Origin of the sequence: Citrobacter sp. MNAZ 1397 (assembly GCF_023613995.1) — a bacterium.
In the GTDB taxonomy this organism is placed as follows: Bacteria; Pseudomonadota; Gammaproteobacteria; order Enterobacterales; family Enterobacteriaceae; genus Phytobacter; species Phytobacter ursingii.
The window spans coordinates 2,968,293-2,990,719 of sequence record NZ_JAKIVH010000001.1 but is presented as its reverse complement, the minus strand read 5'-3'; the positions used below and the strand labels follow the sequence as shown (position 1 = coordinate 2,990,719).

Here is a 22,427-nt window from a genome sequence, read left to right as displayed (position 1 = left end):
CCCGCATGACCCCTCTCTATAATTTGGGAAAATGTTTCAGAATGTTCCCAAAAATGATGAATGATAATAACTTTTATACATCAGAGAGTGGCAAGGAAAGACGTAGCACACTGCACGACGACGATCCCCATGCGATGGGGCTCCAGTTTGCGCAGCGGGAAAGGCTGCCTCGGACGGCAGGGCTGGCCTGCTTGTTTATGCCGCTGGCGGGCGTACTGGTATCACAGCCTGTTGCGGGTGGATGGTGGATATTGTTGGCCTTATGGAGCTTCGTCTGGCCGCATCTGGCCTGGCAACTGGCGGCCCGCTCAAGCGATCCTCACGCCAGCGAAACCCACAATTTAAAGGCTGATGCCGTGCTGTCCGGCGTATGGATTGCGCTAATCGGTGTGAATATGCTCCCGTCAATCGCGCTGGCAATGATGGTTTTTATCACCACCATGGGCGCGGGCGGGCCACGGCTGTGCCTTGCCGGGGTGGTTCTGATGGCGGTTTCCTGTCTGGTGACTCTCCAGCTCACCGGCATCACTATTGCGCCTGACAGCTCGCCTCTGATTATCTGTCTGACGGTGCCGGTACTTCTGCTGTATCCCCTCCTTTTTTCCTGGGTGAGCTTCCGTAATGTCGCGAGGCTGGAGGAGCACAAACGTCGCCTGCAGGTGATGAGCATCCGTGACGGCATGACGGGCGTTTACAATCGTCGCCACTGGGAAAGTCTTTTGCGAGATGAATTCGATAATTGTCGGCGTCATCAACGGGTTGCGACACTACTGCTGATCGATGTCGATCATTTCAAAACCATTAACGATACCTGGGGACATGATGTGGGTGATGAGGCGATCATTGCCATTACCCGCCACCTGCAACTGACTTTGCGCGGTAGCGATCTGATTGGGCGTTTTGGCGGTGATGAATTCGCCGTCATTATGTGTGGCACGCCGCCTGAAAATGCCATTGCGGCCATGGAGCGTGTCCATGATCGCCTGACCGGTTTCCGCCTGCCTTCGGCTCCCCAACTGGCGCTGCAAATCAGCGTTGGCGTTGCCCCATTGACCGATGAAATGACCCATTACCGGGAGTGGTTAAAATCTGCCGATCTTGCGTTATACAAAGCGAAAAAAGCCGGGCGCAATCGCACCGAGGTTGCCGCCTGACTCCCCGGCTGGTTGCTATAGGCCCATTCTCTGCCAGGCTTAACAGGTCATCATTACACATTGAGTACTTCTTCTTTCCTCGTGGTGTGCGCTGTCTGGCGTTACGTCCGTATCACCAACACTGACACGAGAGCAATGTTATGAGCTACCAATACGTCTTAGATATCAATTCACTACCGGAGAATACGCCGGTTAAAGTCGAAGTGGCGGGTACCGCCATGATCCTCATCCGCACCTTAACCCAGGTGCGTGCATTTCAGAGTAAATGCCCCCATGCGGGCGCCCCCCTGGAAAAAGGGGCTGTCTGTGAAGGGCGCCTGGTGTGCCCATGGCACAAAGCTGAATTCGACATTAAAAATGGACAATGGCTTGAGCCGCTTGCGTTGACCAGCCTTAAGCAGTATCCGGTGCTGCTGGAGCAAAACCGCGTCCTGGTCAATCCACGGCCAATGTCCCCTGCCAGCAGGCCGCTGATCCGTGGTGAACAGGAGCAGACCACGGTTATTCTGGGAACCGGGGCCGCCGGGAGTTCCGCCGCCATCACACTGCGTGACTCGGGCTACGCCGGGCGTTTGATCCTTATCGATAAAGAACAAGATGCCCCCTATGACCGTACGGCACTGAGCAAATTTGTCCCTGCGGGCAAAATGAAAATCAGTGATGTGCCGCATGTGCTGGATGACGCGTTTTACCAGCAGCCGGGCGTTGAAAGCCTGCGTGAAGAGGTGGCTGACCTCAACAGCCGCGAGCGCTTTCTCACCCTGAGTAACGGACAAACGCTCCATTTTGACAAACTGTTGCTGGCGACAGGCGGGCAGCCATTATGTCCGGATATTGAAGGAAATCATCTGAGTGGCGTCCACGTTTTGCGGGATCTCCATCAGGCGCGGCAGTTGCTCAGCGATGTGGAGCAGGAACATCAACTGGTGATCATCGGCAATAGCTTTATTGCCATGGAGCTGGCCGCAGCCTTACGCAATCAGGATATCGATGTGACGGTAGTGTCGCGTCATGAATTGCCTTTTGTTCCGCAGTTTGGTGAAGAGATGGGCCAGCACTTTCTCAATATGCATAAGCAGAATGGCGTGAAATTTGTGACCGGGGAACCTGCGGCTCTGGAGGGCAACGGGCATGTACAGGGGGTACGCCTGAAAAATGGCCTTACGCTGCCTGCACATGTGGTGGTGTTTGCCACCGGGGTTCGTCCATTTACCGATCTGGCCCATGATCTTCATCATGAAGAAGACGGCAGCCTGACGGTGGATGAAACCTTATGCGCCGCACCAGGTGTATGGGCGGTAGGCGATATCGCCAGCTATCCTGCGCCGGAAGGCAGACGCCGGATTGAACACTGGCGCGTGGCGCAACAGCAGGGGCGGCTGGCGGCAAAAAATATGCTGGGTGAACATCACGCGTTTGATCGGGTGCCGTTTTTCTGGACTACCCATTTCGGTACGCGCTTTGAATATCTGGGCTATGCGCGGGAGTGGGACAGTGTGAAAATGCTCGGCTCGTTTGAGAGTAAACGCTTTGCGGTGCTCTATGGCGAAGAGGGCATGCTGAAAGCGGTGCTGAGCTGTGGTGAAAATACGGCAACGGCAGAACTGCTGGTGAAAATGCAGCAGCCGATGCCTCTGCGTCAGGCCAGTGAGATGCTGGCGTAGCGCTGATTGCGCCGCTGGCAGACCGGCGGCGCAATCAGGGATTTATTTGCTCATCTGTTCGGATTTCGCCATACAGGCCTGAATAGCGTCGATAACAGCCGCGCGGAAGCCTTTCTCTTCAAGCACTTTGACCGCTTCGATGGTCGTACCGCCAGGTGAGCAGACCATGTCTTTCAACTCTCCCGGATGCTTGCCGGTTTCGAGTACCATTTTTGCCGATCCCATCACTGCCTGCGCGGCAAATTTATAAGCCTGCGCACGTGCCATCCCGCCCAGTACGGCGGCATCGGCCATGGCTTCGATAAACATAAAGACATACGCCGGGGCGGAACCACTGACACCGACCACCGGATGGATCATCGGTTCGGCAATCACTTCGGCAGCGCCAAAGCAGCGGAAGATAGTAAGCACGTCGGCAATATCTTCCGGCGTCACCAGGGCGTTGGGCGTAATGGAGGTCATACCGGCATTCACCAGCGACGGTGTATTAGGCATGGTGCGTACGATTTTCCGATCGTGGCCCAGCGCACGTGCCAGTTGATCAAGCGTGACGCCTGCGGCAATCGATACGACCAGAGACTCTTTGTTCAGGCTGGATGCGACGTCGCTCAGCACCTTGACCATAATATTCGGTTTTACCGCACCAAAGACGATGTCGGCTATCTGGGCCACTTCCTGCGCGCTCTGCGCGGCGTTAATGCCGTACTGATCATGCAGTGCGGCGACTTTATCCGGCGATGGGGTATAGACCCAAATCTGCCCGGGCTGTACCTGGCCGCTGGCGATCAGACCGCCGAGAATGGCTTTGCCCATGTTGCCGCAGCCGATAAAACCGATTTTTTTATCCATTACGTCTGTCTCTCTGCTGTTAAGTGTTCTGAGTTATAGCTTAACGTGGAAAGGCTTACAGGGCTAAAGCTTAACGTCATCCTTTGCGAAGCGGGGCATTTAACGCGACAATGCCCGAAACGAGAGTGAGGAGCGATAATGGCGATTTGGGTTGATGCGGACGCGTGTCCGAATGTGATTAAAGAGATTCTGTTTCGTGCAGCCGATCGCACGCAAACGCCGTTGACGCTAGTGGCGAATCAAAATATCCGCGTACCGCCATCGCGCTTTATCCGTTCCGTACGCGTTGCGGCGGGGTTTGATGTCGCAGATAACGAAATTGTACGGCTGTGTGAGGCGGGCGATCTGGTGATCACGGCAGATATCCCGCTGGCGGCGGAAGTCTTAGCCAAAGGCGCGGCAGCCATTAACCCACGCGGAGAGCGCTACACCGAAGCGACGATTCGCGAACGGCTGACGATGAGAGACTTTATGGATACGCTGCGCGCCAGCGGGATCCAGACAGGCGGTCCGGACAGCTTGTCCCAGCGTGACCGCCAGCAATTTGCCGCCCAACTGGACAAATGGCTGCTTGAGCGTCAGCGCCGCCAGGCTGATGAGTAGTATCATCAACTGTTATATGAATATGTTACGCTAAACGGGCCTGTGGGCTTGTCAACATACAATCTTTTAAAGTAAGGTTATCGCTACATAGGTTGCATTAAAATCTTTACACTCAAATGTGGCGTCGTCTCTGGGTTTTTATGAGGAAGGATGCAAGTTGTTTTTGATGCGTAACGATTTGTTTACGATCGCTCAACGCCCGGCAGGGTGATTTACCGTTATCTTATTTTTCTTTTTTCACCTTGCGATATCAGAGGGAACATCCGTTCATGACGCTACCCATTTTTTTAATTGGCGCACGTGGTTGCGGTAAGACTACCGTTGGTCATGCGTTATCACAGTTACATGTTTGTCAGTTTGTCGATACAGACCACTGGTTGCAGGAGCAGGCGCAGATGACCGTCGCCCAGCTCGTAAGCAAAGAAGGCTGGCATGGTTTCCGCGCGCGTGAAACCGAAGCGCTGGAGGCTGTCACCGCCCCTGCGCGTGTTGTCGCCACAGGCGGCGGCATCATTCTGAGTGAATACAATCGCAAATTTATGCGCGAACAGGGCGTGGTGATTTACCTGTCTGCGCCTGTTTCTGTGCTGGTCGAGCGTCTGGAAGCGTATCCAAAAGAGAGTCAGCGTCCGACATTGACCGGTAAACCTGTCCGCGAAGAAGTGGGTGAAATTCTGGCCGGTCGTGAAGCCCTTTACCGCGAAGCCGCACATCATGTGGTGAATGCGGCGCAAGATCTTGACCTGGTGATCGCTGAAATTCAGACAGCTCTGCGTCTGGCGCGCGCCAGCTAGCGAAACGATTGTCTATACTTAAGGCCTGACACTGTAATTGAGGTAACGTCATGCCTGGTAAACCACCTTATCCTCGTGAAGCCCGTGTTGTTGCTGTAGAAAAAGGCACAGCCGGGCAGACCGTCACCTGGTACGAATTACGTGCCGATCATCCCAAACCTGACTCATTAATCAGCGAACATCCCACTGAGCAGGAAGCACTGGATGCTAAAAAGCGCTATGAGGATCCAGATAAAAACTGACTGCTTTAAAAAAGTTCTGAAACATGAAATAAGTGGCGCCTCATCACATTTTTCCCCCTGGCAAGATGGATGAGGACCATCAATAATCAGACATTACTGGCGTATTTGGGAATTTTTAAGAACCAGACATTGTCTGTCGGTTCAGACTGCGTCAAGGCATTAACAAAAAAGCAGTGTTGCAAGGTGGATAAACAAAATGAGCGCAACGATGGCGATCCTCACCATAGGTGTGGTGCCTGTAGAAACGATATTACCGTTGCTGATCGAGCATATTTCTGAGCAGCAGATAACCCATTTCAGCCTGCTTGGTAAAATGGACCCTCAGGACGCCCTGACAGAGTACAGGGTTGATCGGGGTGAGACGCCGCTCCCCACGCGCTTGTCTGATGGCAGTATTGCTATGGTCTCGCGTCAAAAAGTGGAGCGTGATCTGCAAAGCGTTATCGAAGTGATGGATAACCAGGGCTACGACGTTATTTTGCTGATGAGTACCGCGGATATTTGTGGGCTTAATGCGCGAAACGCCATTCTGATCGAGCCACAGCGCATCATTCCACCGCTTGTAGCCTCCATTGTTGACGGTCATCAGGTTGGGGTGATCGTGCCGATTCCTGAGCTGATGCAACAGCAGCAGCGAAAATGGAGCGTGCTGGAAAAGACACCGTTATATACCCTGGCGCATCCGTACAAGGCGACTGAGTACGAACTGGTAACCGCGGGAAAAGAACTTATTGAACAAGGTGCGGACGTATTAATGCTTGATTGCCTCGGTTTTCATCAATGGCATAGAGATTTGCTCCAGAAATCATTGGATGTGCCCGTTCTACTCTCTAATGTTCTGGTGGCGCGTCTCGCCTCGGAACTGCTGGTATAAGCCGTCTTTTCCTGCAATTTCGCGTGACAGGAGCGAAGTCTGGCCTCTATAGTGTTTTTCCACACATTTTCTTTTTTAAGGGCCAGTTCATGCTTCAAAGTAACGAATACTTTTCCGGTAAAGTGAAATCGATTGGTTTTACCAGCAGTAGTACTGGCCGTGCCAGTGTGGGCGTGATGGCGGAAGGCGAATACACCTTCGGTACCGCGCAACCGGAAGAGATGACGGTTATTAGCGGTGCTCTGCACGTTCTTCTGCCTGGTGAAACGGAATGGAAGACTTACTCTGCGGGTGAAGTGTTCAATGTTGCCGGACAAAGTGAATTCCATCTGCAGGTAGCCGAGCCGACGTCTTATCTGTGCCGTTATCTGTAAAAAAACGCCCGGTTTAACCGGGCGTTCTGCTTTTAGCGTCTGCTGTTTTTCGTCTTAGCGCTGGGCTTCGCCGCCCAGTCCTTCTACCAGACTGTGGATCAGCGTCGCCAGTTCACCGGTCATCAGAATAAAATCGGCATCAAAGCGCTGGGCGACATCATCGCGGTCGATATCTTCGTTCTGATCGCGTAACTCATCCCCAAATTTCAGGCGCTTAATCGAACCATCATCACACACAACAAACTGAACGCGTTGCTGCCAGTCGAGCGCCAGTTTGGTCACCACTTTGCCTGCTTCGATATGCACGGCGATCTCATCGCTGACCAGTTCTTGTTTTTTACAGCGAATGACGCCGCCATCTTCCAGGATGGCTTTCAGCTCGGCTTCATCGAGAAGCTGGAAGCCCTGCGCCACCGTACCGGAACGTACCCATTCCGTCAGCGTCAGTTCAATAGGCGTTTCCAGCGTCAGGGGGACAACCGGCAGAGAACCCAGGCTTTTACGCAGCAGCGCCAGCGTATCTTCCGCTTTTTTCGCGCTGGCGCAGTCCACCATAATGAGACCATTAACGGTATCAATCCACATCATAGTCTGGCTAAAACGGCTGAAAGCACGCGGCAGCAACGAGTGCAGAACTTCGTCTTTCAGGGAATCTTTTTCGGTTTTTTTCAGCTTGCGGCCCTGGTCGGCCTCAAGACGGGAAATTTTGGCTTCCAGCGCCTGTTTAATCACCGGAGCAGGCAGAATTTTCTCTTCTTTGCGCGCGCAGATAATAATCTGACCGTTCGCAGTGTGGGTCAGCGCGTCACTGTGTGAACCCATCGGTGGAACCCACCCGGTTTTCGCCATATCCTGACTACCGCACGGGGTAAACGATAGTGGGGCAAGCTGTTTTTCCATCTCATCCGCCCGCAGCGCTACATCGCGGCTGAGACGGTAAACCATTAAATTTTTGAACCACAGCATGATATTTTCCACGGTCTAGTCGTTAATTGCAGCGGGCATGATAACCAATTGTCGCCGCGCTTGCATGTGAATGCGTTGTCCAACTATGAGGAGCATTATGTGCGTATTGGTATCGATTTAGGCGGAACAAAGACGGAAATCATTGCGCTCAGCGATAGCGGCGACGAGCTGTTTCGCCATCGTCAGCCGACGCCGCGTGATTACCATCAAACCCTTGATCTGCTGGCCTCGCTGGTGGCGTTGACTGAGAAAGAAACCGGGCAAACCGGCACCGTCGGTATGGGGATCCCCGGCTCTATTTCCCCTTATACGGGCGTGGTAAAAAATGCCAACTCAACCTGGCTCAACGGCAAGCCGTTCGATAAAGATTTAAGCCAACGTTTAAACCGGGAAGTTCGTCTGGCGAATGACGCTAACTGCCTGGCCGTTTCTGAGGCAGTGGATGGTGCAGCGGCTGGCGCGCAGACCGTGTTTGCGGTAATTATCGGTACGGGCTGCGGAGCGGGACTGGCGTTCAATGGTCGCTCGCATATCGGCGGCAACGGGACGGCGGGCGAGTGGGGGCATAATCCGCTACCGTGGATGGATGAGGATGAGCTGCGCTATCGTGAAGAAGTGCCATGTTACTGCGGCAAACAAGGGTGCATCGAAACCTTTATCTCCGGCACCGGCTTTGGCACCGATTATCAGCGCTTGAGTGGACATACGCTTAAAGGCAATGAAATCATTCGCCTGGTGGAAGAGCAGGATCCACTGGCCGAGCTGGCGTTAAGCCGCTACGAGCTACGTCTGGCGAAGTCGCTGGCCCATGTGGTGAACATTCTCGACCCGGATGTGATTGTACTCGGCGGCGGGATGAGCAATGTGGAACGGTTGTATAAAACCGTACCGAATCTGGTGAAAAACTGGGTTTTCGGCGGCGAGTGTGAAACCCCGATCCGCAAAGCGCTGCACGGGGATTCCAGCGGCGTACGCGGCGCGGCATGGCTGTGGCCGCAGGTGTAATCCCCGCGATATGTGACACGTTGTCGAAGGCGTTTGCGCCGCATCCGGGAACGACCCCTGGTGGCGCTGCGCTTACCGGGGCTACGATATGTGGCTCATTGTTGAAAGGTAGCCCGGATAAGGCGTTTGCGCCGCATCCGGGAACGACCCCCGGTGGCGCTGCGCTTACCGGGGCTACGATATGTGGCCCATTGTTGAAAGGTAGCCCGGATAAGGCGTTTGCGCCGCATCCGGGAACGACCCCCGGTGGTGCTGCGCTTACCGGGGCTACGATATGTGGCACGTTGTTGATCGGTAGCCCGGATAAGGCGTTTGCGCCGCATCCGGGAACGACCCCGGTGGCGCTGCGCTTACCGGGGCTACGATATGTGGCCCATTGTTGAAAGGTAGCCCGGATAAGGCGTTTGCGCCGCATCCGGGAACGACCCCGGTGGCGCTGTGCTTACCGGGGCTACGATATGTGGCACGTTGTTGATCGGTAGCCCGGATAAGGCGTTTGCGCCGCATCCGGGGTATTTACCGATTAGGTGTGCGGCACCGAAAACACGCTATCCAGCTTGCTGTAACCCAGGCCGTTAATTTTCCTGACTTTAATCTGCACCGGAATACGCTCCTTCATCGCTTCCACATGGCTGATGACGCCAATGGTTTTGCCGCTGGCATTCAGCGCATCGAGGGCATCGAGCGCGGTATCCAGTGTTTCGCTGTCCAGGGTGCCGAACCCTTCATCCAGGAAGAGTGAGTCGATACGGGTCTTATGGCTCACCAAATCCGACAGCGCCAGCGCCAGCGCCAGGCTCACCAGGAAGCTCTCACCGCCGGAAAGCGTGCGAGTATCACGTATCGCATCGGCCTGCCAGGTATCGACGACTTCCAGCTCTAGCGCCTCGCTGACTTTGCGTTTGAGCAGATAGCGCCCGTGCAGGCGGTTCAACTGATTGTTGGCCAGCCATACCAGATTATCGAGCGTTAACCCCTGGGCGAACTTACGGAATTTATCCCCTTCTTTCGAGCCAATCAGCGCATTGAGATGCCCCCAGTCGTCGCAGCGCAGCGCCGCACTTTCAATGTCCAGCATCAGCGCCTGCAGGCGCTGGCGGTTGTCCGCATCTTGTTTAAGTTGCTGACGGCATTCCCCCTGGCGGGTGGTATTTTCACGTAGCTGGCGCGCCAGCAATGCCAGCGCTTCACGGGATTTTTCAGTATCAGTATCGTCACTCAGAGGGGCGGGAAGCTGTGCGTTGTGTGCTGCGAGAGCCTGTTCAGCGCTGGCGACCAGTACCTTTGCCTGTTGCTCATCGCTATCGAGACGCTGGCGAAGCTGTTCCAGGCGCGTGCGCTCGTCGTCGCTCAACAGCGCATCGAGAAAATCCTGCTGATCGGCAAACTCACTGTTTGCCAGCGCATCGACAAACTGTTTTTCCAGCTCTGCCAGACGCTCCGTCTCATGCCTCAGTTGCTGCTGCAGCGTTTGCCACTGGCTGTGCAGTGACACGCAATCGTTATGTACCTGCCGCCAGTTGTCTAAGGCAACGGTTTTTATCTCTGCCGGGATAGCGTCTTCCGGCAGGGTATCGAGAAGCGGTGTCAGCAGCGCAATCTGCTCGTGCAATGTGCTAAATGCACTCTGTTTTTCCTGCCAAAGTTCGGCTTCTGCTGTGCGCGCTGCCAGCCATTGTGCCTCTTCACCTTCTGGCGGCAGCGTTAGCCCCAGCGGCTCCAGCATGGCAGCCAGACTTGCCCGGCGCGCCTCTGCCGCCAGCTGGTATTGCTGAACCTGCTGGCGTAACTCATTGATCTGGCTTTGTAATGTCAAGCGCTGACTCAGCTGATAAAGCTGATGTTCGTAGGCATCCTGCGCGCCCAACCAACTGGAGATGTCATGGTGCGGCCGCAGGGTGATGTTCAACGCCAGGCACAGTTCCTGCCACTCGTTTGTGAGCGTTTGCTCCTGTTCCCGAAGTGATTTCGCTTCGCGGTCATCTTTTTCAATACGCTCGCTTATCCCTTTCAGACGTTCGCCGAGCGCCACGCCATCTTCTTTTATCTGGCGTACTTCGAGATCCAGGGCATCGCGGCGGGCATGGTTCACGCCAGGGACAATGGCCTGATACTCAGCAATCGCAGGGTGCGTCGTCGAACCACAAAGCGGGCAGGCATGACCCGGTTGCAGGCGGGCACGTTCGGATTCCAGACTATGGATGCGGTCTTCCAGCTCGCAAAGGGTGCGGATATCCGTCAGCAACTGGTTTTTTTCTTTATATTGCTCACGCTTAAGCGCCAGTTCGGCCGTCAGTTTTTCCTGCTCCGCTTTGAGTTCGCTCAGGCTTTGCTGACGCTGGGCGAGATGTTTTTGTAGCGGGGCAAAACGTGCATGTAGGGCGGTTAGTCGCTGACGTAACGGGCGATTCTGCGCACAGAGCGTCATCGCTGCAGTAACCTCGTCGGTGGTCATCTCCAGCGAAACAGTCATCAGGTTACGTAATTTGTGTTCATTTTGTTGAATGCGTTCCTGCAGCGCATGCCACGGCTTTTTGTCATCTTCCTGCTGGCTTAGCATCGCCCGCCAGCCGGTTAACTCGGTCTGCCAGCGCTGGAAGCGTTTGTTGTCTTCAAGCCACTGTGAGAGCGTTTTTTGCGACGCCATCAATTCCTGATGCTGGCGTGCGGCGCTGGCGCGAATCTGTGCCCGTAACGCCAGGCTCGCCTGTAAGCGAGTATTCACTTCTTCATTCTGGCGAAGACGGCTGTCCTGTGCTTTGCGTTGCTCCTGCAACCGTTCCCAGACAGGCCGCAGTAGCAGGGCGGGTTGCACCCGTGCAAGCCGCGCCAGTTGTGGTTCGGCGTCGGTACGTGCCTGCTGTGCCCGCTGCCAGGTTTTTTGTGCCTGGTCGCAGGTGGTTTGCAGTTCACCGCTGCGAATCAGCCAGTTCAGTTGCTCCTGCACCCTGCGCTGCCCGTCTGACAGGCGCTGTTCTTCGTCAGTGAGCGCCTGCACACTTGCATTCAGGGATTCCCGCTGCGCATCGGTAAGTAGCACGACGCCTTCGGCCTGCGCCTGCAGTTTCTCCAGCTCGACTTTGGCAACTTTATGTTTTTCAAACACATCGGCGGAAATCTGCCCATAGATTTCGGTGCCGGTCAGCTCTTCGAGCAGTTCTGCGCGTTCTTTCGGTTTGGCATTGAGGAACGCAGCGAATTGCCCCTGGGAGAGCAACATGGAACGGGTGAAACGGCCATAATCGAGCCCGGTTAAGGCAGCGGTGAGTTCCAGTTTATCTTTCACTTTGTCGGCGAGGATCTTGCCGTCCGCACAGCGGGCCAGCTCGACACGAGGGACCTGTAAATTGCCGTCCGGCTGATTACGCGCACGGCTCTGGCTCCAGAATGCGCGATAAGCGACCTCTTTAACTTCAAATTCGACTTCTGCCAGGCAATCGGCGGTGTCGCGGGTCATCAGATCATTCTGCGACTGCGAAACGGTATTCAGGCGTGGTGTCTCGTGGTAGAGCGCCAGACAGATGGCATCCAGCAGGGTCGTTTTGCCGGCGCCGGTGGGACCGGTGATGGCGAACAGGCCGTTACTGGCAAAAGGTTCAGCGGTGAAATCAATCTTCCACTCGCCTTTTAATGAGTTAAGGTTTTTCAGGCGTAGGCTGAGGATTTTCATGCGTCATGCTCCTGATTGAGCGAGTGGAGCGTTTCGGAAAAGAGCGACTGCAGGCGGGCAGTCTGGACGTCATCAAGCTCCTCCTGTGCCAGGCGACGCGCGAAAACCTCTTCCACTTTTAACTCGCTCAGGGTTTCGCGACGCTCCCCCGCGAGGATGCGCTCCCGCTGTTCGCGACTGCGGCGAACCAATAACACCTCGACCGGCAGATCGGCGGTGAGTGCCTGAATTTTTCGCTGCATGTCACTCAGATAATCCTCGGTCGCGATCTCAATATCCAGCCAGACGGGGGCATCCGTTGGACCGCCTCGCCACTGCTCAAGCTGCTGACGAATCGACGCAAGATCGCCCTTTATAACCGCCAGTTGCTGCGTAACAGGGACTTCCAGCGCTGTCACATCCGCCAGTTTCCCTGCTGAAAATGTCACCAGATTGACATATTTGCTGTTACCGGTTTCGTCGAAGCTCAGTGCGATCGGTGAGCCGCAGTAGCGGATATGCTCTTGTCCGCCAGGCTTTTGCGGACGGTGAATATGCCCAAGCGCGATGTAATCCGCAGGCGGAAAGTTTTGCGCAGGGAAGGCATCAAGCGTACCGATATAGATGTCACGTACGGCATCACTCTTACTGGCGCCGACGGTGGTCAGATGCCCGCTGGCGATGATTGGCAGCACGCTGTCACCGCGTAATTCGCAGGCGGCCTTATACTGTTGCTGATAGTAATGGGTGATGGCTTCGAGCAAATGTTGCTGTTTTTCTTGCCCGGAGCGTCCCGCCTGGCTGGTCACGATGTCGCGCGGACGTAAAAAAGGCACCGGGCAGAAAATCGCGCCGGGCGAGCCATCACGCAACGGTAAATAAAAAGGCGCGTGGCCTGCGCTGGCGACAACGGTGGTCTTTAGCCAGGCGAGGATATCTTTCGATTCATTCAGCGTGGCGACGGAATCATGGTTCCCCGCCAGCACCACCAGATGACACCCCGTTTGCTGTAATTTCACTACAAAGCGGTTATACAGCTCGCGCGCATAGCTGGGCGGGGAGCCGGTATCAAAGATGTCGCCAGCAACAATAATGGCATCGACCTGGTGTTCTTCTGCGGTTTCCAGTAGCCAGGTGAGAAAGGCGTCGTGTTCAGCGGCGCGGCTTTTACTGTAGAAGTTCTGACCCAGGTGCCAGTCCGAAGTATGGAGAATGCGCATAGCGGTTCCGTGGCAAAAAAGCGTAAACGCGATTATAACATTCAGGGGCACACGAGCCGCCAGTGAAACAATTCCCCACTGTCATAAAACAAAGGCTTGAGTCACCTGTTGGTCATTTGTTTCATAAATCTGTCACAAAAGTGACGCATAATGGCGCCGCACTTAGCTGATGACTCAAATTAAACAGGGCAAATTATGGCAAGACGCATTCTGGTCGTAGAAGACGAAGCGCCAATCCGTGAGATGGTGTGCTTCGTGCTCGAACAAAACGGCTTTCAACCTGTCGAAGCGGAAGATTATGACAGCGCGGTGAACCAACTTAATGAACCCTGGCCTGACCTGATTTTGCTCGACTGGATGCTGCCAGGTGGCTCAGGTATTCAGTTCATTAAACATCTCAAGCGTGAAGCGATGACCCGGGATATCCCGGTGATGATGTTGACCGCTCGTGGCGAAGAAGAAGATCGCGTGCGCGGGCTTGAGACAGGCGCGGACGATTATATTACGAAGCCGTTTTCGCCCAAGGAGCTGGTGGCACGCATTAAAGCCGTCATGCGCCGTATCTCCCCGATGGCGGTAGAAGAAGTCATTGAAATGCAGGGCCTGAGCCTTGACCCAAGCTCTCACCGTGTGATGACCGGGGAAAATCCTCTGGACATGGGGCCGACTGAGTTTAAGCTATTGCATTTCTTTATGACCCATCCTGAGCGTGTGTACAGCCGCGAACAGCTGCTGAATCATGTCTGGGGAACGAATGTGTATGTTGAAGACCGCACGGTGGATGTTCATATTCGCCGTCTGCGTAAAGCGCTGGAACACAGCGGCCACGATCGTATGGTTCAAACCGTTCGCGGCACGGGTTATCGTTTCTCGACCCGTTTCTAAAATCTGAAAGGAGTGTGACGCGTGCTGGAACGGCTGTCATGGAAAAGGCTGGTACTCGAACTCATCCTTTGTTGTCTACCTGCTGCGCTGCTCGGCGCTTTTTTTGGTTATCTGCCCTGGTTTTTACTGGCGGCAGTCACCGGGTTACTGGCCTGGCATTTCTGGAATTTAATGCGTCTTTCCTGGTGGTTGTGGGTCGATAAAAGTATGACTCCACCCCCGGGGACGGGAAGCTGGGAACCGCTACTTTATGGTCTGCATCAGATGCAGATGCGTAACAAAAAACGTCGTCGCGAGCTGGGCAATCTGATCAAACGTTTTCGTAGCGGCGCGGAGTCGTTACCTGATGCGTTAGTGATGACCACCGAAGAGGGCGCTATTTTCTGGTGTAATGGCCTGGCGCAGCAATTATTGAATCTACGCTGGCCGGACGATAACGGACAAAACATTCTCAACCTGCTGCGTTATCCGGAATTTACCCGCTACCTTAAAACGAAAGATTTCGCCCGCCCGCTTAATCTGGTGCTTAACAGTGGTCGCCACCTGGAGATCCGCGTAATGCCCTACAGCGAGCAGCAGTTATTGATGGTGGCGCGTGATGTGACGCAAATGCATCAGCTTGAAGGGGCGCGGCGTAACTTTTTTGCTAACGTCAGCCACGAGCTACGCACACCGCTGACGGTATTGCAGGGCTACCTGGAAATGATGCAGGAGCAGACGCTGGAAGGGCCACCGCGTGATAAGGCGCTGCACACCATGCGTGAGCAGACATCGCGAATGGAAGGCCTGGTCAAACAGTTACTGACACTCTCCAAAATAGAAGCGGCGCCGACCTTACCGCCGAATGAGATTATTGATGTGCCGATGATGTTGCGTGTCGTCGAGCGCGAGGCGCAGACGTTAAGCCAAAAGAAGCATGAGCTTGAATTCATCGTCGACAATGGCTTGAAAGTGCTGGGTAATGAGGATCAGCTACGCAGCGCGATTTCGAATCTGGTCTATAACGCCGTCAACCATACGCCAGCGGGTACACACATTACCGTGCGCTGGCAGCGTGCGGCCTCTGGCGCGCAGTTTATCGTTGACGATAATGGGCCGGGCATTGGACCTGAACATATTCCTCGCCTGACAGAGCGCTTTTACCGGGTTGATAAAGCGCGTTCGCGGCAAACCGGCGGCAGTGGTCTGGGGTTGGCTATCGTAAAACACGCGCTTAACCATCACGAAAGTAAGCTTGAGATCGACAGTACGCCGGGCAAAGGCACCCGTTTCAGCTTTACCTTACCTGCACGTCTCGTCGCGAAGAACGCAAGCTGACACCTCAGGTGTCAGCTTTTCTTTCCACTTCTGTCATTGACCCGCTTTTCTCTCTTCGTTTTCCCCGAATCTTCAAACAAATTATGTCTCTGGCTATTTTTTGTTCGCATGATTAGCCATCCGTTTTTCTTATATACAGTATCTTCATCTGGCATTTATTGTAGAGTTGGTATAACCATCTGGTTTTGCGATCCCTTATTGCCTTTAAACGTTATAAGCGTTTAAATTGCGCCCCGTATGTCGTCAGACCGACTGTATTTGCGTGGTAAATCGAAAAACTATTCTCCGTCACGCAATGTGGGAAGTGTTTCCCGCTACGTTTTAAGGTTATTTCCGCCCTAATGTTCCGCTGAAATAAGGCGAAAATTTCAACATTTACAACATCACATCCACAGGCAGTAAACGTTTATGACCCATCATTTAAAACCACGAGACATTGTTGCTCTGGGCTTTATGACTTTCGCGTTGTTCGTCGGCGCCGGAAATATCATTTTCCCCCCGATGGTTGGTTTGCAGGCGGGCGAGCACGTCTGGACCGCCTCAATTGGCTTTCTGATTACCGCTGTGGGGCTGCCGGTTCTGACCGTCGTCGCGCTGGCGAAAGTGGGCGGTGGGGTTGATAGCCTCAGTACTCCGATTGGTAAAGTCGCGGGTGTACTGCTGGCCACCGTTTGCTATCTGGCGGTGGGGCCGCTATTTGCCACGCCGCGTACCGCGACGGTATCGTTTGAGGTGGGGATTGCGCCGCTGACCGGTGAAGGCTCACTGCCATTGCTGATTTATAGCATTATCTACTTTGCGCTGGTTATTCTGGTGTCGCTCTACCCTGGCAAGTTGCTGGATACCGTCGGGAATTTTCTCGCGCCGCTGAAAATTATCGCGCTGATCATTCTTTCCGTTGCTGCCATCATCTGGCCAGCCGGTCCGATTAGCCATGCCATGGATGCTTATCAGCATGCAGCATTCTCGAACGGTTTTGTGAATGGCTATCTCACCATGGACACGCTGGGCGCGATGGTGTTTGGTATCGTTATCGTTAATGCGGCGCGTTCACGCGGCGTAACGGAAGCCCGCTTACTGACCCGCTATACCGTCTGGGCTGGCCTGATGGCCGGCGTTGGCCTGACGCTGTTGTATCTGGCGCTGTTCCGTCTGGGTTCCGATAGCTCGACGCTGGTGGATCAGTCAGCCAATGGCGCGGCGATTTTGCATGCCTATGTTGCCCATACCTTTGGTGGTGCAGGCAGCCTCCTGCTGGCTGCGCTGATTTTTATCGCCTGCCTGGTAACGGCAGTGGGCCTGACCTGCGCCTGTGCAGAGTTCTTCTCGCAGTATCTGCCGCTCTCTTATCGCGCGCTGGTGTTTATCCTGGGCATCTTCTCCATGGCGGTGTCGAATCTGGGGCTGAGCCATCTGATTCAAATTTCTATTCCAGTGCTGACAATGATTTATCCGCCGTGTATCGCACTTGTGGTGTTAAGCTTCACGCGCTCCTGGTGGCACAATTCGACCCGCGTGATTGCGCCAGCGATGTTTATCAGTTTGGCCTTTGGCGTGCTGGACGGTATCAAAGCGTCTGCGTTTAGCGATATGCTCCCGGCCTGGACTCAGCGTCTGCCGCTGGCGGAGCAGGGGCTGGCCTGGTTGATGCCGACAGTGGTGATGGTGGTTCTGGCAGTGTGCTGGGATCGTGCCGCCGGGCGTCAGGTGACATCCAGCGCCCATTGATTGCATAATAAGGTTTACTAACCACGGGACGTTAAATCCCGTGGTTTTTTGTTTTTTTTACATCCTGGAACAGGAAACCATGGAAAGTACGAACAAGCTAAAGCGAGGTCTTAGTACCCGGCACATTCGCTTTATGGCCCTGGGGTCGGCGATTGGCACCGGGTTGTTTTACGGTTCCGCCGATGCCATCAAAATGGCCGGGCCAAGCGTATTGCTGGCCTATATCATCGGTGGGGTGGCGGCGTATATCATCATGCGCGCGCTGGGCGAGATGTCAGTGCACAACCCGTCCGCCAGTTCATTTTCCCGTTACGCGCAGGAAAACCTCGGGCCATTGGCCGGTTATATCACCGGCTGGACCTATTGTTTCGAAATCCTGATTGTGGCGATTGCCGATGTGACGGCCTTTGGCATTTATATGGGCGTCTGGTTTCCCGCCGTACCGCACTGGATCTGGGTGCTCAGCGTGGTGCTGATCATCTGTGCCATCAATCTGATGAGCGTGAAGGTCTTTGGCGAACTGGAATTCTGGTTCTCCTTCTTCAAAGTCGCCACCATCATCATCATGATTGTCGCGGGTTTTGGCATTATCATCTGGGGGATTGGCAACGGCGGTCAGCCTACGGGTATCAGTAACCTGTGGAGCAACGGCGGTTTCTTTAGTAACGGTTGGCTGGGAATGGTGATGTCGCTGCAAATGGTGATGTTCGCCTATGGCGGTATTGAAATCATCGGCATCACCGCCGGGGAAGCGAAAGACCCGGAGAAGTCCATTCCACGCGCAATCAACTCGGTGCCGATGCGCATTCTGGTGTTCTACGTAGGGACGCTGTTTGTCATTATGTCTATCTACCCGTGGAACCAGGTGGGGACCGACGGCAGCCCGTTCGTGCTGACTTTCCAGCATATGGGGATTACCTTCGCGGCCAGTATTCTTAACTTTGTCGTCCTGACGGCCTCACTGTCGGCGATTAACTCCGATGTGTTTGGCGTGGGGCGTATGTTGCACGGTATGGCGGAGCAGGGCAGTGCACCCAAAGTGTTTGCCAAAACGTCCCGTCGCGGCATTCCGTGGGTCACCGTCATGGTGATGACGATCGCGCTGCTGTTTGCGGTTTACCTCAATTACATCATGCCGGAAAACGTCTTCCTGGTGATTGCCTCGCTGGCGACGTTCGCCACCGTATGGGTGTGGATCATGATCCTGCTGTCGCAAATCGCTTTCCGCCGCCGTTTGTCGCCGCAGGAAGTGAATGCCCTGAAATTCAAAGTGCCGGGCGGTGTCGCCACTACCGTGGTCGGCCTGGTTTTCCTGGTCTTTATTATTGCGCTGATTGGCTGGCACCCGGACACGCGTATTTCGCTGTATGTGGGCTTTGCATGGATTGTACTGCTGCTCATTGGCTGGATGTTTAAGCGCCAGAAGGCGTAGATCCGGTTACGCCCGCTAGCGTCTTGCTGGCGGGCAACGACTTCCCCCTTTTCTGTACCTTTCACCGCCCCGTTCCCGGTCCGCGTCCCGACACGCTATTTATCATCCTCACGACAGCGCTGGTCGCCACCTGTTGCACGCTGACATTTCATCTGCGCCCCGGCTCTCAACCCCCTAAAAAAGCAGAAAAGATGAGCTGATAAGACTAGATTTGTGCAAGAGTGAGGTCATTTTTGACATAGGGGAAAGTCGATGTTGCAAGCCTGGCATCTGCCTGTCGCGCCGTTTGTAAAACAGAACAAAGATCAACTGGTCATTACACTCTGGCTAACCGGAAGTAAGCCCCCATCTCGTGTCACGTTACGGACCGAGATAGACAATGAAGAGACGGCGATACCGATGCGGCAGGTCCGCCTGGCGCCAAAACCTGGGGTGACGGCGTGGCGTGCGGCCGTCTCGCTGGAAAGCGGGCAGCCGCGGCGACGTTATAGCTTTAAGCTGCTGTGGGATGACCGCCAGCTGTGGTTTACGCCGCAAGGGTTTAGTCAGTTTCCCCCTGCACGGCTGGAGCAATTCGCCGTCGATTACCCTGACAATGGACCGCAGTGGGTGGCGGAACAGGTGTTCTATCAGATCTTCCCCGATCGTTTTGCCCGCAGCGAACAACATGCCGATCAGCAGGACAACGTTTACTATCACCACGCCGCAGGCCAGGAGATCGTGCTGCGCGACTGGGATGAACCCTTAAGCGCAGAAGCCGGCGGTTCGACTTTTTACGGCGGTACGCTGGACGGTATCAGCGAAAAGCTGCCTTATCTGCGTGAACTGGGCGTGACTGCACTCTATCTTAACCCGGTCTTTGTCGCCCCCAGCGTGCATAAATACGATACGGAAGATTATCGTCACGTTGACGCGCGTTTTGGCGGCGATCAGGCGCTGTTTCGTCTACGTCGTAATACCCACCACATGGGGATGCGTCTGGTGCTGGACGGGGTTTTTAATCACAGCGGTGATTCACATGCCTGGTTTGACCGGCACAACCGCGGCACCACAGGTGCCTGCCATAACCCCGCTTCCGAATGGCGCGAATGGTACAGTTTTGATGAGAATGGCCGCGCACGCGACTGGCTGGGCTACCCAAGCCTGCCAAAGCTGGACTACCAGGCACATACGCTGGTGGAAGAGATGTACGAAGGTGAAGACAGTGTGGTTCGTCACTGGCTGAAAGCGCCCTGGAATATGGATGGCTGGCGGCTGGATGTGGTGCATATGTTGGGTGAAGGGGGCGGTGCGCGCAATAACCTGCAACATGTCGCCGGGATAACCAAAGCCGCCAAAGAGACGCTGCCTGAGGCCTATATCGTCGGTGAGCATTTCGGCGATGCGCGCCAGTGGTTACAGGCGGACGTGGAAGACGCGGCCATGAACTACCGTGGTTTTACCTTCCCGGTATGGGCATTTCTGGCGAATACCGATATTTCAATGGATCCGCAGCGGATTGATGCGCAAACCTGCATGGCGTGGATGGATAATTACCGCGCCGGGCTTTCGCATCAACAGCAGTTGCGCATGTTCAACCAACTGGATAGCCACGACACGCCGCGTTTTAAAACGGTGTTGGGGAAAGATGTGGTCAGGTTGCCGCTGGCGGTGATTTGGCTGTTTACCTGGCCCGGCGTGCCCTGCATTTATTATGGTGACGAAGTTGGGCTGGACGGCGCCAACGATCCCTTCTGTCGCAAACCTTTCCCATGGGACAAAGCAAAACAGGACACGGAACTGCTGGCGCTCTATCAGCGGATGTCCCGTTTGCGCAAACGTAGCCGGGCGCTCTGTTATGGTGGATGCCACGTTATCTACGCCGAAGAGAATGTGGTGATCTTCTTGCGTCTGTATCAGCAAGAACGGGTGCTGGTGGCCGTTAACCGTGGTGAACCCTGCGAAGTTGTCCTGCCGGCGTCGCCGCTACTGGATGTTAAAGTCTGGCATAGCAAAGAGGGCAAGGGCACATTACAGGACGGGGTGCTATCGTTACCGGCAATCTCTGCATCAGTGTGGCAGGGGAACTAATTTTACCTTTATTAAAACGGGCGTAAGTAATTACGTCCGTGTTTTAATAGATTATATTTTATTTGTGGTTTACGGTTTTTCTTATTAATTTGGTAGTATTTGATTTATAAATATATTTTGTTTGTTTTTGCCAGGATATTCACAGAGTGAATTTTTCGTCCTTAATTATATCTATTTTACATGTTTAAGTAAGTTGATTTTTATTCATGTCTTCAGTATTTTTACTGTCTGGATTTGCTGTTCATTATTTTATTATGTGGTTGAGAATAATATCATAAGGATGTGAATGTTGTTTAAGCTTATTTTGTTGTCACTATTGTTAGCTGCAAATGTCGCACTGGCGAATACAGTTTCGTGCACACCAAATAGTGGGCTGGCCGAACGGTCAATTACTGTACCTCTGGGGGTAATTAAGACCACGCCATCTGAAGGTTCTTACAATCAGCCATTATATACTTTTAGCGCCTATTTTATGGGCAATATCAAGCTTGATTGTAATTCATCAGATGGCTTCGCAACGCCAGCATCAAGAACTGCATTTATTACCTCCAGCAGTGGCGGTCTTCCCGCATTGGAAATGAGTGCTTTATACCCTCAATATATTTATTCTACATCGGCAGCAGGAATCGGTGTCTCATTTTCCTATCATGCAGGAAATACTGGACTGTCAACTAAAAATAACCCTGCAATATTGAATGCCTCTTTTGACAGTAATGGTGATTATTCATGGGCAGATAGGCTTGATATTACTGTTTGGAAATTAGGTTCATTCCCTGTTAATGCGCGTTCTGATAATAGCTACATGATCAATGATACTTTTCAGTTTGTTCATGCTATGACTCTTTTAAATTCAAATAGTACCTTTTCTACGGTTCCTTTTCCCGAAGTTGGTATTTTCAATAGTTGGGTAATCAACAGGGTAAATATTACTTTTAGTGGTGCGATGGAAATAGTACGAGGAACGTGTAATATCCAGAATAAGACGGTGTGGATGGGGCACCACTCGCTTAATGCTGTGAGTCAATCATCTCCCTGGAAAGATGCGAGTTTCACTGTTAACTGCAATACAGCATGGGGGTTGGATCAGATAGATAACTACTCAGACTCTCACACCTATATAAATACAGTATCGAGGGTAAATAATTGGGGGTATATAGTCACTGTTCTGCCAAGGACAAATGTTATTGATAATACCAATGGCATCATTGCACTAAAGAGTGGTGGGGCTCAAGGTTATGGCCTTCAGTTGGCCTGGGGGAAACCTGCTTCTCAAACATCCGCTGGTCAACCTGCGAATCCAGTGTTATTCAACAGCCAAATTTTTGGGGCTTTTATACCCGACATCGGATTCCCTGAATTTGAACACGGTGCCACGCCTCAGCAAGAATTTAATATGTCCGCCCGCTATGTCCGCTTGCCTGGCGAGGCTGTGCAGCCAGGTGATGCGAACGCAAGTGTGGAAGTGGTAGTAACATATCTTTGAAGTGGAAAACGTAAAAATGCACTAGCAATGCATCAAGGAGTCCTTCCTTTACACCATCACTTTCATTCTTTATCTTCACATTCATCGTTTTTGACCCCGCTTCGGTAAATTTTTGTGC

Annotated in this window: 19 protein-coding genes; 15 read left to right on the top strand and 4 right to left on the bottom strand. The window is 53.6% G+C overall.

The window, feature by feature from the left end; translation table 11 throughout:
- Nucleotides 1-41: 41 nt before the first annotated feature.
- Both adrA and L2097_RS14045 read left to right on the top strand, forming a co-directional pair.
- A complete protein-coding gene (adrA, locus tag L2097_RS14050) occupies nucleotides 42-1,154 on the top strand; it encodes a diguanylate cyclase AdrA (RefSeq protein WP_250353054.1) in 1,113 nt (370 codons plus the stop codon).
- A gap of 140 nt (nucleotides 1,155-1,294) precedes the next feature.
- The gene (locus L2097_RS14045; protein ID WP_047371628.1) at nucleotides 1,295-2,818 is read left to right on the top strand and encodes an FAD-dependent oxidoreductase; all 1,524 of its coding nucleotides are present in this window, start codon (nucleotides 1,295-1,297) and stop codon (nucleotides 2,816-2,818) included.
- Nucleotides 2,819-2,860: 42 nt separating this feature from the next.
- On the opposite strand, the gene proC is transcribed toward L2097_RS14045, so the two are convergent.
- Nucleotides 2,861-3,667, bottom strand: a complete 807-nt coding sequence (gene proC, locus L2097_RS14040) for a pyrroline-5-carboxylate reductase (RefSeq protein ID WP_250353053.1) — start codon at nucleotides 3,665-3,667, stop codon at nucleotides 2,861-2,863.
- Nucleotides 3,668-3,805: 138 nt separating this feature from the next.
- On the opposite strand from proC, the gene L2097_RS14035 reads away from it, so the two are divergent.
- The 5 genes from L2097_RS14035 (at nucleotide 3,806) to ppnP (ending at nucleotide 6,554) form a co-directional block, all read left to right on the top strand.
- Nucleotides 3,806-4,270, top strand: a complete 465-nt coding sequence (locus L2097_RS14035; RefSeq protein WP_085007326.1) for a YaiI/YqxD family protein — start codon at nucleotides 3,806-3,808, stop codon at nucleotides 4,268-4,270.
- 269 nt (nucleotides 4,271-4,539) lie between these two features.
- A complete protein-coding gene (aroL, locus tag L2097_RS14030; protein ID WP_047371625.1) occupies nucleotides 4,540-5,064 on the top strand; it encodes a shikimate kinase AroL in 525 nt (174 codons plus the stop codon).
- A 50-nt stretch (nucleotides 5,065-5,114) separates the two neighbouring features.
- On the top strand, nucleotides 5,115-5,306 hold the full coding sequence (yaiA, locus tag L2097_RS14025; RefSeq protein ID WP_041852552.1) for a protein YaiA: 192 nt from the start codon (nucleotides 5,115-5,117) through the stop codon (nucleotides 5,304-5,306).
- 196 nt (nucleotides 5,307-5,502) lie between these two features.
- Nucleotides 5,503-6,180, top strand: coding sequence for an AroM family protein (locus L2097_RS14020; protein ID WP_085007327.1), 678 nt, complete (start codon nucleotides 5,503-5,505; stop codon nucleotides 6,178-6,180).
- 89 nt (nucleotides 6,181-6,269) lie between these two features.
- Nucleotides 6,270-6,554 (top strand): pyrimidine/purine nucleoside phosphorylase, encoded by a 285-nt coding sequence (gene ppnP / locus L2097_RS14015; RefSeq protein WP_047371623.1) that lies wholly within the window; start codon nucleotides 6,270-6,272, stop codon nucleotides 6,552-6,554.
- 54 nt (nucleotides 6,555-6,608) lie between these two features.
- On the opposite strand, the gene rdgC is transcribed toward ppnP, so the two are convergent.
- Nucleotides 6,609-7,520 carry a recombination-associated protein RdgC gene (rdgC, locus tag L2097_RS14010; RefSeq protein ID WP_250353052.1) on the bottom strand — a complete coding sequence of 304 codons (912 nt, stop codon included), beginning with the start codon at nucleotides 7,518-7,520 and terminating at the stop codon, nucleotides 6,609-6,611.
- 99 nt (nucleotides 7,521-7,619) lie between these two features.
- Here rdgC and mak point away from each other — a divergent pair, with 99 nt between their 5' ends.
- A complete protein-coding gene (gene mak, locus L2097_RS14005) occupies nucleotides 7,620-8,525 on the top strand; it encodes a fructokinase (protein WP_047371621.1) in 906 nt (301 codons plus the stop codon).
- Complete coding sequence (locus L2097_RS14000; RefSeq protein WP_250353051.1) at nucleotides 8,504-8,908, top strand: hypothetical protein; 405 nt, start codon at nucleotides 8,504-8,506, stop codon at nucleotides 8,906-8,908. Before mak ends, L2097_RS14000 begins: the two co-directional genes overlap by 22 nt.
- Nucleotides 8,909-9,048: 140 nt before the next feature.
- Here L2097_RS14000 and sbcC read toward each other — a convergent pair whose 3' ends face one another.
- Nucleotides 9,049-12,195 (bottom strand): exonuclease subunit SbcC, encoded by a 3,147-nt coding sequence (gene sbcC, locus L2097_RS13995; protein WP_250353050.1) that lies wholly within the window; start codon nucleotides 12,193-12,195, stop codon nucleotides 9,049-9,051.
- On the bottom strand, nucleotides 12,192-13,394 hold the full coding sequence (gene sbcD, locus L2097_RS13990) for an exonuclease subunit SbcD (protein WP_250353049.1): 1,203 nt from the start codon (nucleotides 13,392-13,394) through the stop codon (nucleotides 12,192-12,194). Before sbcD ends, sbcC begins: the two co-directional genes overlap by 4 nt.
- A 195-nt stretch (nucleotides 13,395-13,589) precedes the next feature.
- Between sbcD and phoB the strand changes: the two genes are divergently transcribed.
- The 6 genes from phoB (at nucleotide 13,590) to L2097_RS13960 (ending at nucleotide 22,309) form a co-directional block, all read left to right on the top strand.
- A complete protein-coding gene (phoB, locus tag L2097_RS13985; RefSeq protein ID WP_041852545.1) occupies nucleotides 13,590-14,279 on the top strand; it encodes a phosphate response regulator transcription factor PhoB in 690 nt (229 codons plus the stop codon).
- A gap of 21 nt (nucleotides 14,280-14,300) precedes the next feature.
- Nucleotides 14,301-15,596, top strand: coding sequence for a phosphate regulon sensor histidine kinase PhoR (gene phoR / locus L2097_RS13980; RefSeq protein ID WP_047371616.1), 1,296 nt, complete (start codon nucleotides 14,301-14,303; stop codon nucleotides 15,594-15,596).
- A 408-nt stretch (nucleotides 15,597-16,004) separates the two neighbouring features.
- On the top strand, nucleotides 16,005-17,324 hold the full coding sequence (gene brnQ, locus L2097_RS13975; RefSeq protein WP_047371615.1) for a branched-chain amino acid transporter carrier protein BrnQ: 1,320 nt from the start codon (nucleotides 16,005-16,007) through the stop codon (nucleotides 17,322-17,324).
- Between the two features lie 79 nt (nucleotides 17,325-17,403).
- On the top strand, nucleotides 17,404-18,756 hold the full coding sequence (gene proY / locus L2097_RS13970; RefSeq protein WP_085007330.1) for a proline-specific permease ProY: 1,353 nt from the start codon (nucleotides 17,404-17,406) through the stop codon (nucleotides 18,754-18,756).
- A 252-nt stretch (nucleotides 18,757-19,008) separates the two neighbouring features.
- Nucleotides 19,009-20,826 (top strand): maltodextrin glucosidase, encoded by a 1,818-nt coding sequence (malZ, locus tag L2097_RS13965; protein ID WP_250353048.1) that lies wholly within the window; start codon nucleotides 19,009-19,011, stop codon nucleotides 20,824-20,826.
- A 286-nt stretch (nucleotides 20,827-21,112) separates the two neighbouring features.
- Nucleotides 21,113-22,309: a fimbrial protein gene (locus L2097_RS13960; RefSeq protein WP_250353047.1), complete on the top strand. Its 1,197-nt coding sequence runs from the start codon at nucleotides 21,113-21,115 to the stop codon at nucleotides 22,307-22,309.
- Nucleotides 22,310-22,427: the final 118 nt, after the last annotated feature.

Coding starts and splice junctions, on each gene's coding strand:
- adrA (WP_250353054.1), top strand. CDS start 42: ATGTTCCCAAAAATGATGAATGATAATAACTTTTATACATCAGAGAGT.
- L2097_RS14045 (WP_047371628.1), top strand. CDS start 1,295: ATGAGCTACCAATACGTCTTAGATATCAATTCACTACCGGAGAATACG.
- proC (WP_250353053.1), bottom strand. CDS start 3,667: ATGGATAAAAAAATCGGTTTTATCGGCTGCGGCAACATGGGCAAAGCC.
- L2097_RS14035 (WP_085007326.1), top strand. CDS start 3,806: ATGGCGATTTGGGTTGATGCGGACGCGTGTCCGAATGTGATTAAAGAG.
- aroL (WP_047371625.1), top strand. CDS start 4,540: ATGACGCTACCCATTTTTTTAATTGGCGCACGTGGTTGCGGTAAGACT.
- yaiA (WP_041852552.1), top strand. CDS start 5,115: ATGCCTGGTAAACCACCTTATCCTCGTGAAGCCCGTGTTGTTGCTGTA.
- L2097_RS14020 (WP_085007327.1), top strand. CDS start 5,503: ATGAGCGCAACGATGGCGATCCTCACCATAGGTGTGGTGCCTGTAGAA.
- ppnP (WP_047371623.1), top strand. CDS start 6,270: ATGCTTCAAAGTAACGAATACTTTTCCGGTAAAGTGAAATCGATTGGT.
- rdgC (WP_250353052.1), bottom strand. CDS start 7,520: ATGCTGTGGTTCAAAAATTTAATGGTTTACCGTCTCAGCCGCGATGTA.
- L2097_RS14000 (WP_250353051.1), top strand. CDS start 8,504: ATGGCTGTGGCCGCAGGTGTAATCCCCGCGATATGTGACACGTTGTCG.
- sbcC (WP_250353050.1), bottom strand. CDS start 12,195: ATGAAAATCCTCAGCCTACGCCTGAAAAACCTTAACTCATTAAAAGGC.
- sbcD (WP_250353049.1), bottom strand. CDS start 13,394: ATGCGCATTCTCCATACTTCGGACTGGCACCTGGGTCAGAACTTCTAC.
- phoB (WP_041852545.1), top strand. CDS start 13,590: ATGGCAAGACGCATTCTGGTCGTAGAAGACGAAGCGCCAATCCGTGAG.
- brnQ (WP_047371615.1), top strand. CDS start 16,005: ATGACCCATCATTTAAAACCACGAGACATTGTTGCTCTGGGCTTTATG.
- proY (WP_085007330.1), top strand. CDS start 17,404: ATGGAAAGTACGAACAAGCTAAAGCGAGGTCTTAGTACCCGGCACATT.
- malZ (WP_250353048.1), top strand. CDS start 19,009: ATGTTGCAAGCCTGGCATCTGCCTGTCGCGCCGTTTGTAAAACAGAAC.
- L2097_RS13960 (WP_250353047.1), top strand. CDS start 21,113: ATGTTGTTTAAGCTTATTTTGTTGTCACTATTGTTAGCTGCAAATGTC.